Source organism: bacterium SCSIO 12696 (genome assembly GCA_024397955.1).
In the GTDB taxonomy this organism is placed as follows: domain Bacteria; phylum Pseudomonadota; class Gammaproteobacteria; order Pseudomonadales; family Porticoccaceae; genus SCSIO-12696.
This window is the reverse complement of the sequence record CP073744.1, coordinates 1,233,482-1,248,089: the sequence shown is the minus strand read 5'-3', so window position 1 is coordinate 1,248,089 and position 14,608 is coordinate 1,233,482. Positions and strand designations below refer to the sequence as shown.

The window sequence follows — 14,608 nt, the reverse complement described above, 5'->3', positions numbered from 1 at the left end:
ACAGCAGAGAAATTTTTCGCTGTGCTCAGAATGATAACGAACTAAAGAAAAATAAAATGGCACTGGTCGATACAGAAAAAGCAGCGCAGCAATTCGGCGGTTTTAGCCGCCTGCCTTTGCTAAGGCAATTGGGACTGATGGTGGGTCTTGCCGCCAGTGTGGCTCTTGGAGTCTGGGTGGTGAACTGGGCGCAAAGCCCGGATTACGTACCCCTGTTTGGCAGTTTGTCGTCTCAGGATGCTGCGGACGTGGTTCAAGTGCTGGAGCAAAGCGGGGTTGCCTACAAACTCAGCGGCAGCACCGTGGCTATTCCCTCTGGAGAAGTACATCGGGTTCGCCTGCAACTGGCCAGCCAAGGGGTGCCTCGTGGTGAAGCCGGTGGCGGCTTTGAATTGCTGGATAAAGAACAGCCTTTTGGCACCAGCAGTTTTATGGAAAAGGCTCGCTATAACCGCGCTCTTGAAGGTGAACTGAGCAAATCCATTACCACCTTGGCCAGTGTGCAAACTGCGCGAGTGCATCTGGCGGTTCCCAAACGCACGGTGTTCACACGCCGAGGCAACGAGGCCAGCGCCTCGGTACTGGTCAACCTGTTTCCCGGGCGCAATCTTAACGATTCCCAGGTTGCAGGTATTGTCTATCTGGTGGCCTCCAGTATTCCCGGCATGAAAGCCGACAGCGTCAGCGTGGTGGATCAGCAAGGACGGCTGCTTACCAACAGCAAGGGCAACTCCCAATTGGCCGCCAGTACCGAGCAATTTCGTTTTGTGCGGGATGTGGAAAGCAGCTATTCCCAGCGTATTGTCGAATTGTTAACGCCGATGCTGGGGCCGGAAAAAGTCAGTGCCCAAGTCAGCATTGATATGGATTTTACGGATCGGGAAGAGACCAGTGAAACCTACGCGCCCACTCCGGGAAATGGCGCTGTACGCAGTGAGCAAACATTGGAAGAAGACCGCGTTGGCAACGCCATCAATGGCGGTGTGCCCGGCGCTGAGACCAACACGCCTCCCGAAGAAGGGGAAGAGTTGCTGGCGGCGGAAACCCCTGCTGGTCAGCAACCGTCCAGCAGTACTCGCCGCGCTACCCGTAACTTTGAAGTCGATCGCACCATCAGCCACGAGCGCAAATCTCCCGGGGAAATTACCCGCTTGTCTGTGGCTGTCGTCGTCGACTACCTGGATCAGGCGGCGGAAGACGGCACAGTACAGCGAGTGCCGCTGCCGGAAGAAGAGTTGGGTCGTATCGAAGCACTGGTGCGTGAAGCGGTGGGCTTTAACGAGGCTCGTGGGGACAGTGTCAATATTCTCAATAGCGCGTTTCGCCAGGAAGAAGCGCTGGAGCCATTGCCGGAACCCGGCCTGGTGGAAGACCTGCTGCAAAATCCCATGTACGCCCGTTGGGGGAAGCAGCTGTTGGGTGTTTTGGGGGTAGTCATTCTGATTTTTGGGGTGTTGAAACCGGTGCTGCGCAGTCTCGCCCAGGGTGAGACGCCTGAAGCCGCTCAGGGCCAATTGGCCGCTGCAGCCAACGGTGAGTTGCAAGATGGGCAGCTGGCGGAGGATCAGGTGACTCTCACTGGCAATACCGGGGTATTACAGCTGCCAGGGGGTGCTGCCATCAGCTATGAACAACAGTTGGATATGGCCAAGTCTATCGCCCGGGAAGACCCAAAACGAGTGGCGCAAGTGGTGAAAAGCTGGGTGGATGAGGTTCCGACTTAACTATGGCTTCGGTTGTGCTGTGTGTGACACAGCACTGTCAGTAACACCTTATCCTCGGGAAAGTTGGTTTCCACCCGTAGTCACAGAGTGTAGCGAAACGAAATGTCAAAAATCCTTTCCGACAAAACCGGTGATTTTCAACGCTGGGTTGCCCCCTCCGTAGAAGAGAACGAAGCGGCCAACACGGAATTGCCGGTTAACGCCGAAGAGCTGGAAGCTATTCAGCAGCAGGCTCATGCCAAGGGCTATCAGATGGGCCGCTGGGAGGGCATGAATTCCGGGCGGGAAGAATTAGAAGCCCAGTGTGGTCGTCTGAAACAACTCATGGTGGCGCTCAGCCACCCGTTGCAGCAACTGGATCAGCAAGTGGAAAAGGAGCTGGTGCTGTTGGCCGGCGCCATAGCGGGGCAATTGGTGCAGCGGGAGATCAGTACCGAACCATCAATCCTTCAGGGCGCGGTACAAGGGGCGGTGAATATTCTGCAAAGCAGTGCCCGCCGCGTGGATGTGCATTTGTCCCCGGAAGACGCCGCTCTGGTGGGCGACAGCCTGAAGTCTCCAGACGATGAGCAAAGCTGGCATCTGGTGTCTGACCCATCCCTGAAAGGCGGCGACGTGATTGTCAAAGCCGACAATACTTTTGTGGATGCCAGCCTGCGCACCCGCCTCAATCAATTGATTGCCGATATGCTGAAAGTGGATGTGGAAGAGGTTGAGCATCGGATGCATCCGTCAGCGGATGGCAACACACCGTGAGTGATACGGCGCGCAGCAGTCGTTGGAGTGGCCGGCTTGCGGAGTACCGCCAGCAAATACGCACCCCTCAGCCACTGGTCGAAGGTGAGCTGATTCGCATGGTGGGCCTGACCCTGGAAGCCGCCGGTTGTCAGGCCCCAATTGGCAGCTGCTGCCGAGTGGCGGTGGAACACGGTGCCGATATATTTGCGGAGGTGGTGGGCTTTTCCGGCGATCGCCTTTACCTGATGCCGATTGGCGATATCCGCGGTATTCGTCCCGGTGCCAGAGTCATACCCTTGGGCCAACCCAGCGAAGTGTTTGTGGGCGACGCCCTTTTAGGGCGAGTGGTCAATGGTGCCGGTCACCCCATCGACGGTAGTGGCCCGATCGACGGGGAAATTCATGTGCCGTTGCTGGGGCAAAGCACCAACCCTTTGCAACGCAAACCGATTCGCGAGCCTTTGGATACCGGCGTTCGAGCGATCAACTCGTTACTTACCGTAGGTCGTGGTCAGCGTATTGGCTTGTTTGCTGGCAGCGGTGTCGGTAAATCCACCCTGCTGGGGATGATGACCCGTTACACCAACGCCGATGTGGTGGTGGTTGGGTTGATCGGCGAACGAGGCCGCGAGGTGCAGGAATTTGTGGCCGAAATCCTCGGCCCCCAGGGCATGCAGCGTGCCATCGTGGTGGCTGCTCCAGCGGACGATTCACCGTTAATGCGCATGCACGGTGCCTGGCGCGCCACGGCCATTGCAGAGTACTTTCGTGCCCAGGGGCTGAACGTGCTGTTGCTGATGGATTCGTTAACCCGTTTTGCCCAGGCCCAACGGGAGATTGCCCTGGCTATTGGCGAACCGCCGGTGACCAAAGGTTACCCACCTTCCGTATTTGCCAAATTGCCGCAGTTGGTAGAGCGCGCCGGCAACACCGCCAGTGGTGGCACTATGACTGCGGTGTATACCGTGCTTGTGGACGGCGATGATCACAATGACCCGGTAGCGGATGCTGCCCGCGCTATTCTCGATGGCCATATCGTCCTCAGTCGCCAAATCGCTGAAAGCGGCCGCTACCCGGCCATTGATGTGGAGGCCTCCATCAGCCGCATCATGCCGAGTATTGTCAATGCCAATCAACTGCAACTGGCGCGCCGCTTCAAGGCCATCTACTCTAGTTATGAGCAGAACCGCGATTTAATCAGTGTGGGTGCCTACCAGCCCGGTTCCGACCCCCGTATCGACCAGGCTATTCGTTGCCAACCCATGCTGGAAACCTTCTTGACCCAGGAAGTTATGCAACCGGTGACCTTGAATGACAGTCAGCAGCAGCTCCAACAGCTTTCCAATCACTGGCAGCAGGCGAGCCAGGGACCGTTGACGACCGATGAAAAAGTCTGAACGCCTGCAACAAATTTCCAAAATCGCAGAAAACACTGAGCATCAGGTGGGTCAGCAGCTGGCGCAAAGTCGCCACAATGCCGACGCCCAACAACAACAGTTGGTGCAACTGCGCCAGTACCGGGATGAATACAAACAGCAATTTCAGCAGCAGGGCAGTGCTGGAGTTAATGCTCGCCAATTGGCGGACTTTCACAACTTTCTCAATAAGCTCAACGACGCCATTGCCCAGCAGGAACAAACCGTCACCAACAGTCAGCAAACCATGGAAAATCATCACCGTTTGTGGCTGGAGGCCCACCAACGGGTGAAGGCGTTGAATAAAGCGGTGGAAAAACGGCGCGCCGACGAAGTGTATGCCGAGAGTCGCAAGGAGCAAATCGCCACCGACGAGTACGGCATACGCCGCATCGAAAAGCCGTTCGCCTGATCATGAATGTTGCCAACCCCAGTATTCGCTTTTTTACCGACCGCAACGGCCACAGCATCGCCTACGCGGTGCAAGGCAGCGGTGAAGCGCCTTGGTTAGTGTGCCCGGCCTGGTGGGTCAGCCACCTGGAACTGGATTGGCAAAGTGACAGCTTTCGGGCGTTTTTCAGCACTCTGGCTGAGCACTTTACGGTAGTGCGTTTCGATCGCCCTGGTACCGGCCTCAGTGATCGCCAGCGCCAGAACTTTAACCTGCGCAGCGAAGCAGACACCCTGGCAGATTTGATCGATCACCTGCAAGTAGAGCAGTGCACACTACTGGCCAATTCCTGTGCCGGGCCTCCCTCTATCGTGTACAGCGCCGAGAACCCGGATCGGGTATCGAAACTGGTGTTTATTGGTTCTTACGGCAATGGCCTGACTCTGACCAAAACTGACATTCAGCAGGTGATGTGCGACTTGGTAAGGGCCAGCTGGGGACTGGGTTCGCGAACCCTGTCGGATATTTTCGACCCCAATATGTCCAAGCAAGAGGTGGAGCGCCACAGTGGCTTGCAGCGCAAATCCGCCAGTGCCGATATGGCGGCGCAATTGCTGCAGCTGTCGTTTGATATGGACGCCCGTGAATGGTTGCCCAAGGTCAAAGCTCCGGCGCTGGTTGTGCATCGCCAAAAAGATCGCGCCATTCCGTTCGAAGCTGGACGTGAGCTGGCTACCGGTTTGTCCGATGCTAACCTGCGGCCACTGCCCGGTAGTACCCATGCGCCCTGGATGGGCGAGTATGAGCAGATATTGCAGCCGGTAATGGAGTTTTTAGCGCCGGGTGCAGCTGCAACATCGAGTAAGGTCGAGCTACCTCAGCAGTTTATGCGCAATGGGGATGTGTGGGCGTTGGCCTTTTCCGGAACAACTATCCATTTAAAGAATGCCCGGGGTTTAACGGATTTGCACCAGCTGCTGAGCGCCCCGAATCAGGAACTTCATGTCAATGCGTTGGCAGCGGAAGCCAGTGAGACACCATTGCAGGAGCAAGCGGTGGAGACCATTGATCAACAGGCACTGTTGGCATACAAAAAACGCCTGACGGAAATTGATGATGAGTTGGCGGATGACGACCCGGGCAATAGCGTCGAACATCATCAGCGCTTGTTGGAGGAACGCGACGCACTGTTGCAACAGGTGCGCCAAGGGGTTGGTCTGGCCGGTCGCAAGCGCCCGCTCAATGATCCGGCAGAACGCAATCGTAAGGCGGTGTCTGCGCGCATTAAATCCAGCATTCAGAAAATCGCCGAAGCGCATCCCGCGTTGGGCGAGCACCTGAAAAACAGCGTATCCACCGGGATGTTCTGTTGTTACTCGCCCACTGAACCACAGCAGTGGCAGCTGTAATCGTTATTTCCACCAGCCGCTATTTTTTACCAAGTTTTGGAAACAGCATCGGGGTTGCTTTGCAATAGCCGGTGTATCGGTCGCCCAGCTCCATAACCAGGGTTTTTTCCTCGTGCTTTGTGCCCATATACACATAGCCAGTCATTACCAGGGCGAACAGCAAACGACCCCAGCTCATATCCGGTGCTGCCCATAGGGCAATTAATACACCGGTCATCATTGGGTGCCGCACTATCTTGTAGAACAGTGGGGTGACAAACGTGCATGCTTTGGAAGGGATTTGGCGCGCCTGCTGGTAGGCCTGTTGCAGGCCAAACAGGTGCCAGTGATTGATCAGAAACGTGGAGATCAGCACGACCAGCCAACCTGCCCAGTAAATGCCCGTCAATGTATACCCGAGTACGGAGCCGCCGGTTTTCCAGAGCATTTGTGGCATTGGGCACCACAGTAAAATAACCCCAACGGTAACAATGGCCACGGTCAGTACATAGGTGCTGCGTTCCGCAGCAACGGGAATACAACGAGTCCAGCGCTTTTTAAATCCCGGATCTGCCATCACGCTGTGCTGGATGCCCCACACCAGCAGTAACAATGTATTCCACAGCGCGGCGCTCAGTGGCGGCAACTGCGGCGCATAGACAGAGGCGTGGTTAATGGTTATTAAAACTGGGTAGTCCGCTACAAACAGAATCAGAAATACCAGTGCAGCCACACCAGCCAGATAGCATGAAATGCTGTAGATCATAAGCAAAGCGCGCATATTAAATTCCTCTTAAAGGCTTCAATTTATAGCCGCCAGATATTTTCTGGCGCAGTGCGCGATGGTTTCTGGCGCCTTTTGGGTATCAACCCCAAAAGGAGAAACGCCATGAACATTCAATTTCTGATTAGCGCCCTTGTCGCTGCGGTTATCGCAAGCTCTGCTACTGCGGTACAGGCTGAAAACAAGCATAGTACAGCTGAGGTAGCGGAACCCAATGTGGTGATTTACCGCCCCAATCAACGGGCCATGTTGAGCTATATGGATTATCGCTTGTACCTGAATGGCAAAAGCCTGGGCAAACTGCCCCATGGTGAGCGACTGGAGTTGCACCTATCTCCTGGCAGTTACCAGTTGATGGCGAACGACTCTGCGCAGAGCCAGCTGCAATTTGAGGTGAAGACGGGGAAAACCACAGTGGTTAAAGCGCAAGTGGATTCGGCCCTGTGTATGCCTATGAAAGAAATGAAGCCTCAGTTGGTGGCGGCTACAAAAAACTAATGGGAAAATTTAGACCTCGCTCTCATGCCCACTCGTGCGGGCATGAGGGTTTTTGAGTACTTTATTACTCACTAAAACCGCGCCGCTTCAACAGCGGGCCAATTTCCGGCTCTCGGCCACGAAAGCGTTTGTACAGTTCCATGGGGTCGTCGGTGCCACCAGCCTGATACACATTTTTCAGCAGCCGTTGTGCTGTTTCCTGATCAAACAAAGAGGTTTCTTTAAAGGCTTCAAAGCCATCGCTATCTAATACCTCTGACCAAATATAGGCGTAGTAACCTGCAGAGTAGCCGCCGGCGAAAATATGGGCGAAGTAGGTGCTGCGATAGCGGGAAATCACCTCCGGAATCAAACCAAATTGTTCTTCTAGTACCTGTTTTTCAAAGGCGCGGGTATCAGTCACGTCGTTTTCAATGGTGTGCCAAGCCATATCCAGTAGCGATGCTGCCAGGTATTCAGTGGTGGCAAAGCCCTGATTAAAGGTACCCATCTTTTTGATTTTGGCCACCAGATCGTCGGGAATCGGTTCGCCGGTTTTGTAATGTAAAGCGAATTTTTTCAGTACTTCCGGCTGATTGGCCCAGTGCTCCAGCATTTGTGCCGGGAACTCCACATAATCCCTGGGAGTGGCGGTGCCCGCCAGGCTGGGGTAGCGAGCCTGAGACAAAAAGCCGTGTAAGGCATGGCCAAATTCGTGGAACAGGGTGTTGACGTCGTCGAACGACAACAGCGCCGGATCGTCCCCCACCGGTGGCGTAAAGTTGCCCACGTTCAGAATCAGTGGGTGAACAAAGTCGCTGTCCAGGTTGGACTGAATGCGCAGGCTGTTCATCCAGGCGCCACCGCGCTTGCTGTCACGGGGGAAGTAGTCGGCGTAGAAAATACCGATGTGGTTGCCGTCTTTATCGCTTAATTCGTAAGTGCGAACATCTTTGTGGTAGGTGGGAATGTTATCGATGGGTTTTACCTGAATACCCCACAGCTGGTTGGCTACGTAGAAAACCCCATCGACCACATTTTCTAGTTGAAAGTAGGGGCGCACCTGAGATTCGTCCAGATCGTATTTGGCCTTGCGCAATTTTTCTGCGTAGTACCACCAGTCCCAGGACGCTAATTTAAAATTGCCGCCTTCGGCGTCGATAATTGCCTGCATTTCATCCCGCTCTCTCTTGGCGGTGGCCAGCGCGGGAGTCCAGAGTTTATTGAGCAGGCCATAGACTCCTTCTGGGTTTTTGGCCATGTTATTTTCGAGAATAAAATCCGCGTGGGTGGCGTACCCCAATAGCTTGGCTTTTTGCGAACGCAAACTGGCCATGCGGGCGACAATGTCGTTGTTATCGCTGGCGTTGCCCTGGTCGCCGCGGGTGATGTAGCCGGTGTAAATTTGTTCACGCAGCTTGCGGTTTTTGGCGTACTTCAAAAATGGAATCATGCTGGGCTTGTCCAGGGTGAACAGCCACTTACCGTCCATATCTGCGGCTTTTGCCGCGTCCGCTGCGCCCTGGATAACCCCGTCCGGCAAGCCATTCAAATCCGCGGAGTTGTCGATCACCAGTTTGAACGCTTTGTTTTCCTTGAGCAGGTTTTCACCAAACTTCAGCGACAGCAAAGACAATTCGCTATTGAGCTTGCGCAGGGTTTCTTTGTCTTGTTCGTTCAGGTTGGCACCACCGCGAACAAAATCCTTGTAGGTTTTATCCAGCAAACGATGCTGTTCTCGATCCAGATTGAGGCTGTCCCGTTGCTCATAAACCGCTTTTACCCGCTGGAACAGTTTTTCATTCAGGGCAATATCGTCTGAATGGGCGCTCAGCATTGGTGACAGCTCTCTTGCCAACGCCTGCATATCTTCGTTGGTGTTGGCAGAGGTCAGGTTATAGAACACGCGGCTGACCTTGGTGAGTAACTTGCCAGTGCGCTCCAGAGCAACCACGGTGTTGTCGAAGGTAGGGGCATCGGGGTTGTTCTTTACCGCGTCGATTTCTGCTTTGTGATCGGTAATGCCTTGTTCAAAAGCGGGAAGATAGTGCTGGTGTTCAATGCGGGCGAAGTCCGGTGCTTCGAAGGGTGTACCCCAGTCACTGAAAAATGGATTTCCTGTGACCACCTGTGATGTTTCCGATGTTTCGCCTTGTGTGGTTGTCGATGAATCGCTACAGCCAGCTAAGATGGCACCAAGCGCCATCGCGCAAAAAAAGGTGTGATGAATTTTCATCTTCTACTCTCCCGAAAGCTGTTATCTATTTTGCTGCCACTTGCTCTTGCTTGACCACTTTCAGCAGCGATGCTGACAACGAGCCTACAGGGATTTATGCAAGGCGTATCAGGCAAAGGCAAGTAACCGCTTCTGGTGTATCGTTGATATTTATGACGTTTTAAAACAATGTTCTCTCAATAAACCACCAAAAACCGGTGAGGGCGATCAGGCTGCAAGCGGGCATTACAATTCGCTGGCGGTACCATGGGGCATCCATCCACTTCAGCAACAGTAGCCAGGCGAGCGCAATCACTGTCAGCTGACCCAGTTCCACACCGACGTTAAAACTGATCAGTGCCGGAAAAAACTCGCCATCCGGCAGGCCAATATCGCTCAATACCGACGCAAAGCCAATGCCGTGCAGCAGCCCAAAAATGAACACCACTAACGGCCGCCAGGGCTGTAATTTGTCGGTGGCCAGGTTTTCTATGGCCACGTAACAGATCGATAGGGCGATCAGTGCTTCTACCCAGCGAATATTAAATTCAAGCAGCCCGGCAGCGGCCATCCCCAGTGTGAGGGTATGGGCCAGGGTAAAGGCGGTTACTTGCCATAACAGCGGCTTCAAGCGCCGGTTGAGGAAAAATAAACCGAGCACAAAGAGTACGTGATCCAGCCCCAAGGGCAGGATATGGGTAAAGCCCAGGCGCAGATACAGCGGCACAATATCAGCAACAGGCAGGGAGTTACGTTGGGTATTGAACTCCAGGCCGCCGTCGTCCGGCGCCATGGTATCCGGCATGCCAAAATGAATGCCGATGCCGCCCCGATAATCCACCATCAACTGATAGTGTTCGCTGAGCAGCACTTCCGGGTCTATTTCATGGGCGACGCAGGGAAGTATTAACAGGGTTAATGCTGCTGCAGCGAACAGTCGGCTAAATAACATTCTGTTCTTTCAGTTCCGCCAACTCAGATTCTGACAGACCCAGCAGATCGCCAAACACCGCCTGGTTATGGCTGCCGATTTCTGGCCCGGCCCACTGGGTAGCGCCGGGTGTTTTTGCTAGCCGCGGCAGTATGGCGGGAATATCCAGGGGCTTGCCGTTGATTTCTACCCGCTCAAACAGGCCGCGATCCTGAAAGTGGGGGTCGTTGAACATATCCTCCACATTGTAGATGGGGCCGCAGGGCACTCGTGCTTGTTCCAGCAGATCGAGAATCTGTTGACTACTGTGTTTGCCGCACCAGTCTGACAGCGCCTGGTCGATTTCCGGTTCGTGCTGTACTCGCCCGGCGTTGTCAGCAAAGCGTGGATCGACGGCCATATCTGGTCGTTTTGCGGTGGTCATCAGACGTTGGAAGATGGAATCGCCGTTGCCACCAATCACCACAAATTTGCCGTCGCTGCAACGGTAAGTATTGGTGGGCACGATACCGGTAAGGGTGGAGCCGGATGGCTCGCGAATCACCCCGGCACCGGAGTACTCCGGGATCACTGCTTCCAATAGGTTGAACATGGATTCGTAGAGGGCCACGTCCACTACCTGGCCAGTGCCGTCGTTGCGCTGGCGCTCGATAATGGCCAATAGAACTCCCATGGCGGCGTGCATGCCGGAAATGGTGTCGCCAATAGACAGGTTGGGGCGTACCGGCGCTTCACCGGGGTGGCCGTTTACGTAGCGAAAACCGCTGATGGCTTCGCAGGCAGAGGCAAAACCCGGTTTGTGGGAATAGGGGCCAGTCTGGCCGTATCCAGAAATGCGGGTGTATATCAGGCCGGGGTTAGATGGCTTGAACACATCTGGCCCCAGCCCCCACTTTTCCATGGTGCCCGGTCGAAAGTTCTCGATCACCACGTCGGCGCCATCAATCAGCTGGTGGGTCAGCTCGCGGCCCTTATCGGATTTTAAGTCCAGAGTAATGCACTTTTTATTGCGCCCCAGGCTGCGCCACCAGTAGGAGGTGGTAGTACCACTTGCGTCTGTATCCGTTTCGCGCCAGCCCCGTATCGGGTCGCCACCTTTAGGGGGTTCCACCTTGATGACTTCGGCGCCAAAGTAGGCGAGCATCAAGCCAGTAAAAGGGCCAGCCAGCAGCTGACCCAGTTCGATCACGCGAATGCCGTCAAGAGGGCGTTTGGACATACAAAAGAGCCTTTTACAAGTTATGAGTTATTGTGTTTGGCGTATTATAGCTAGATACCCTTATTGGGGGGCTTTCCATGCTGCATTGGAGACTCTGTTTTTGTTAATCTTCGCTAGCTTTCACAAGGTCGTAGCTCGCAACTGCTGAAAGTCCCTGAATTTGCCATTGTGTGGCAGTACCTTATTCAGTATCCTCTGCGGGTTGTGGCTGACGTGTGCTGGGTCTTTTGAACCACAAAGCCAATAACAAGTAACAACAAAATGCCAGTTTAAACTGGCGACGTGGCAATTACCGAGGGGGTAGGATTTGCCAGTAATTCATGCCAAAGGACGTCGTTCCTGATGGCGAGTGGATGCTCACTTGTCTTTCCAACTTGCGCTTCTGTTATGAAGTGTAGCTGTCTTACGCTCTGCTCAATTCCACCCTGCTTATCTTCTTTACGTCATAATCTGTCTGTAGTCGGCTCTATCGCCGTGGGTATTTTTACGATACCTACCCGTTTTTTTGCGGCTGCTGGACGAAGAATACTGGGATAACCTATGCCTGTTACAAAAAGCTTGAGAACCTATACCACACTGGGGTTCTACCACAAATTTTCTCAGCTTCGCAGTGACTCCTGGAGTCGACTCAAAGAACAACTAAGACGTTTGTTGGATGATCGGGCCAACGAAACCGAAAAGCGTGTCGCCCGTCGAGGTGTTATTGCCCTGATGAGGCTGCTGGAGCGCATTGAGGATTACACCGCATTCCCCTCCAAAAAAGATTTCAATTACCTGCAGACGCTTTACAACACCAAAGATTTTCGCAAGTTGAACCAAGTGGTTAAGCGTATTGATGCGGCGTTGACCTCAGATGCTTACCGCACTCGCGAAATTGACTTGGAAGGCCAGCCCGACAAAAACAACCCCCGTGATGATTGGCAGGGGCGCCCCCACAATCACAAAGGCTACTTTGAAGTACTGGTGGTGGATGATTTTGCCTCTGCTGACCACGAAGAGCAGGTGCGCGCTGAACACCTGGATCTGCGCAGTGAAAACGACGACTTTATCTACGACCTAGTCACTGTGCGCAGCTTTGAAGACGCTCTGATCGCGGTGATGATCAACCCTAATATTCAAACTTGTATTATCCGTTACGGCTATTCCCTGCGTTCTACCCACAACTACGATATCTTCCAACACTACCTGTTGGATGCGGATGAAGCTGAGTTGCGGCAGATGTCTGATACCGAACTGGGTATCAAACTGGCTGAGAACATCAATCGCCTGCGCCCGGAGATCGACCTCTATATGGTGGCGGGCAGCGCCTCTGAAGAAGTGGCAGGCCAATCCAGTTTGTTCCGTCGTGTGTTCTACCGCGAACCAGGTAATGTGGAACAGCACTCCAGTTTACTGCGTGCTGTTTACCAGCGTTACGAAACACCGTTCTTCTCGGCGTTGATGACTTACGCCCGCAAGCCCACCGGTGTGTTTCACGCATTGCCTATTTCCCGCGGTCAGTCCATGCGTAAGTCCCACTGGATGGACGATTTTTCCAGCTTTTACGGGGCCAATATCTTCCTGGCAGAAACCTCTGCCACCAGCGGTGGCCTGGACTCCCTGTTGCAGCCCAAAGGGCCCATGAAAGAAGCCCAGGAAATGGCGGCGCGCGCTTACGGTGCCCGGGAAACCTACTTTGTCACCAACGGCACCTCCACCGCCAACAAAATTGTGGTGCAGGGACTGGTGCGCCCCGGCGATGTGGTGCTGGTGGATCGGGATTGTCACAAGTCTCACCACTACGCCATGGTGATGATGGGCACTCAGGTGTCTTATCTGGATTCCTATCCGCTCAATGAGTACTCCATGTATGGCGCTGTGCCCCTGCGCACCATCAAAGAACGCCTGTTGCAGTACAAGCGTTCTGGTCGCCTCGATCAGGTAAAAATGCTGATTCTCACCAACTGTACCTTTGACGGTGTGGTGTACAACGTGCAGCGGGTGATGGAAGAGTGTTTGGCCATTAAGCCTGATTTGATTTTCCTGTGGGATGAAGCCTGGTTTGGCTTTGCCCGCTTTAACCCGTCTTATCGAGCTCGCACCGGCATGTACTCCGCGGATAAGCTGCGCAACAAATACCGTACTGAGGAGTATCGCAAACAGTACGAAGCGCAGCAGACAGAACTGGAAGCCTGCGACCCGGAAGACGACTCTGCCTGGCTGGATCGCCAGCTGTTGCCGGATCCCGACAAGGTTCGTATTCGGGTGTACTCCACTCAGTCCACACACAAAACCCTGACGTCACTGCGTCAAGGTTCCATGATCCATATTTACGATCAGGACTTCCGCCTGCGGGCCAAGTCGTCTTTCGACGAAGCCTATATGACACACACCTCTACCTCGCCCAACTATCAGATTCTGGCATCTTTGGATGCCGGTCGCCGCCAGGTGGAGCTGGAAGGTTACGAGCTGGTGCACCAGCAGGTGGAAACCGCCATGACTCTGCGTGAGCAGGTATACAGCAATCCGCTGTTGTCGCGTAACTTCAAGGTTCTGGTTAACCGGGACATGGTGCCTGAAGAGTACCGAGTATCTGGCGTAGAAAGTTACTACGAGAAGGAAACCGGCTGGAGCCGCATGGAAGACGCCTGGGAGAACGACGAATTTGTGATTGACCCCACTCGGGTAACGTTGATGATTGGTCGAACGGGTGTCGACGGCGATACCTTTAAAAACAAGTACTTGATGGATAAATACAATATCCAGATCAATAAAACCTCGCGCAATACTGTGCTGTTTATGACCAATATTGGTACTGAGCGCAGTTCGGTGACCCACTTGATCGAAGTGCTGGTAAAAATCGCCAAAGAAATCGAGCAAAACCAGGAAGAATTTTCCGGTGCGGAGCAGCGGGTGCACGAGAAAAAAGTAGAGGCACTCACCAGCAATCCGCCGCCGCTGCCCGATTTCAGCTATTTCCACCGTACCTTCCGCCCCCAGGGGGAGGACGGTACCCCAGATGGCCTAATTCGCACCCCATATTTCCTCAGTTATGATGAAGATAATTGCGAATATTTCCGTTACGATAACGGGGAAATCCAGCGGGAGATGGCCACTGGACGAGAATTGGTTTCTGCCGGTTTCGTCACCCCATATCCGCCTGGATTCCCGATCTTGGTACCGGGGCAAGTCGTCAGTGCAGAAATTATCGATTTCCTTCTCGCGCTGGATGTAACCGAAATTCACGGTTATCGTCCAGAGCTGGGATTGAAAGTATTTGCCCCAAAAATTGTTAACGGTTAGATAGTTAGGGGGCGAAGGCCCCGGTGAGGCAAAGCGATGAACCA

11 protein-coding genes are annotated in these 14,608 nt (G+C 54.0%); 7 read left to right on the top strand and 4 right to left on the bottom strand.

Translation table 11 applies throughout. The features are described 5' to 3' along the window. Window positions 1-56: 56 nt before the first annotated feature. From fliF to KFE80_05690, 5 genes are all read left to right on the top strand, one after another. Window positions 57-1,724: a flagellar M-ring protein FliF gene (gene fliF / locus KFE80_05710; GenBank protein UTW46374.1), complete on the top strand. Its 1,668-nt coding sequence runs from the start codon at window positions 57-59 to the stop codon at window positions 1,722-1,724. 102 nt (window positions 1,725-1,826) lie between these two features. After that, window positions 1,827-2,480 (top strand): flagellar assembly protein FliH, encoded by a 654-nt coding sequence (locus tag KFE80_05705; protein ID UTW46373.1) that lies wholly within the window; start codon window positions 1,827-1,829, stop codon window positions 2,478-2,480. Between the two features lie 98 nt (window positions 2,481-2,578). Further along, entirely contained in the window at window positions 2,579-3,859 is a 1,281-nt protein-coding gene (gene fliI, locus KFE80_05700; protein UTW46647.1) for a flagellar protein export ATPase FliI, read from the top strand. After that, window positions 3,846-4,289: a flagellar export protein FliJ gene (gene fliJ, locus KFE80_05695; GenBank protein ID UTW46372.1), complete on the top strand. Its 444-nt coding sequence runs from the start codon at window positions 3,846-3,848 to the stop codon at window positions 4,287-4,289. The genes fliI and fliJ overlap by 14 nt, the downstream gene beginning before the upstream one ends. Before the next feature lie 2 nt (window positions 4,290-4,291). After that, window positions 4,292-5,677, top strand: coding sequence for an alpha/beta hydrolase (locus KFE80_05690; protein UTW46371.1), 1,386 nt, complete (start codon window positions 4,292-4,294; stop codon window positions 5,675-5,677). 19 nt (window positions 5,678-5,696) lie between these two features. Here KFE80_05690 and KFE80_05685 read toward each other — a convergent pair whose 3' ends face one another. Next, window positions 5,697-6,437, bottom strand: a complete 741-nt coding sequence (locus KFE80_05685; protein UTW46370.1) for an isoprenylcysteine carboxylmethyltransferase family protein — start codon at window positions 6,435-6,437, stop codon at window positions 5,697-5,699. Between the two features lie 108 nt (window positions 6,438-6,545). Between KFE80_05685 and KFE80_05680 the strand changes: the two genes are divergently transcribed. Then, window positions 6,546-6,938: a hypothetical protein gene (locus tag KFE80_05680; protein ID UTW46369.1), complete on the top strand. Its 393-nt coding sequence runs from the start codon at window positions 6,546-6,548 to the stop codon at window positions 6,936-6,938. A 64-nt stretch (window positions 6,939-7,002) separates the two neighbouring features. On the opposite strand, the gene KFE80_05675 is transcribed toward KFE80_05680, so the two are convergent. The 3 genes from KFE80_05675 to KFE80_05665 form a co-directional block, all read right to left on the bottom strand. Then, a complete protein-coding gene (locus KFE80_05675; protein UTW46646.1) occupies window positions 7,003-9,123 on the bottom strand; it encodes a M3 family metallopeptidase in 2,121 nt (706 codons plus the stop codon). A gap of 190 nt (window positions 9,124-9,313) precedes the next feature. After that, on the bottom strand, window positions 9,314-10,084 hold the full coding sequence (locus KFE80_05670; GenBank protein ID UTW46368.1) for a HupE/UreJ family protein: 771 nt from the start codon (window positions 10,082-10,084) through the stop codon (window positions 9,314-9,316). Next, window positions 10,074-11,282 carry a CoA transferase gene (locus KFE80_05665; protein UTW46367.1) on the bottom strand — a complete coding sequence of 403 codons (1,209 nt, stop codon included), beginning with the start codon at window positions 11,280-11,282 and terminating at the stop codon, window positions 10,074-10,076. The genes KFE80_05670 and KFE80_05665 overlap by 11 nt, the downstream gene beginning before the upstream one ends. A 540-nt stretch (window positions 11,283-11,822) precedes the next feature. Here KFE80_05665 and KFE80_05660 point away from each other — a divergent pair. Beyond that, window positions 11,823-14,564 carry an aminotransferase class I/II-fold pyridoxal phosphate-dependent enzyme gene (locus KFE80_05660; GenBank protein UTW46366.1) on the top strand — a complete coding sequence of 914 codons (2,742 nt, stop codon included), beginning with the start codon at window positions 11,823-11,825 and terminating at the stop codon, window positions 14,562-14,564. The last annotated feature ends 44 nt before the right edge of the window (window positions 14,565-14,608 follow it).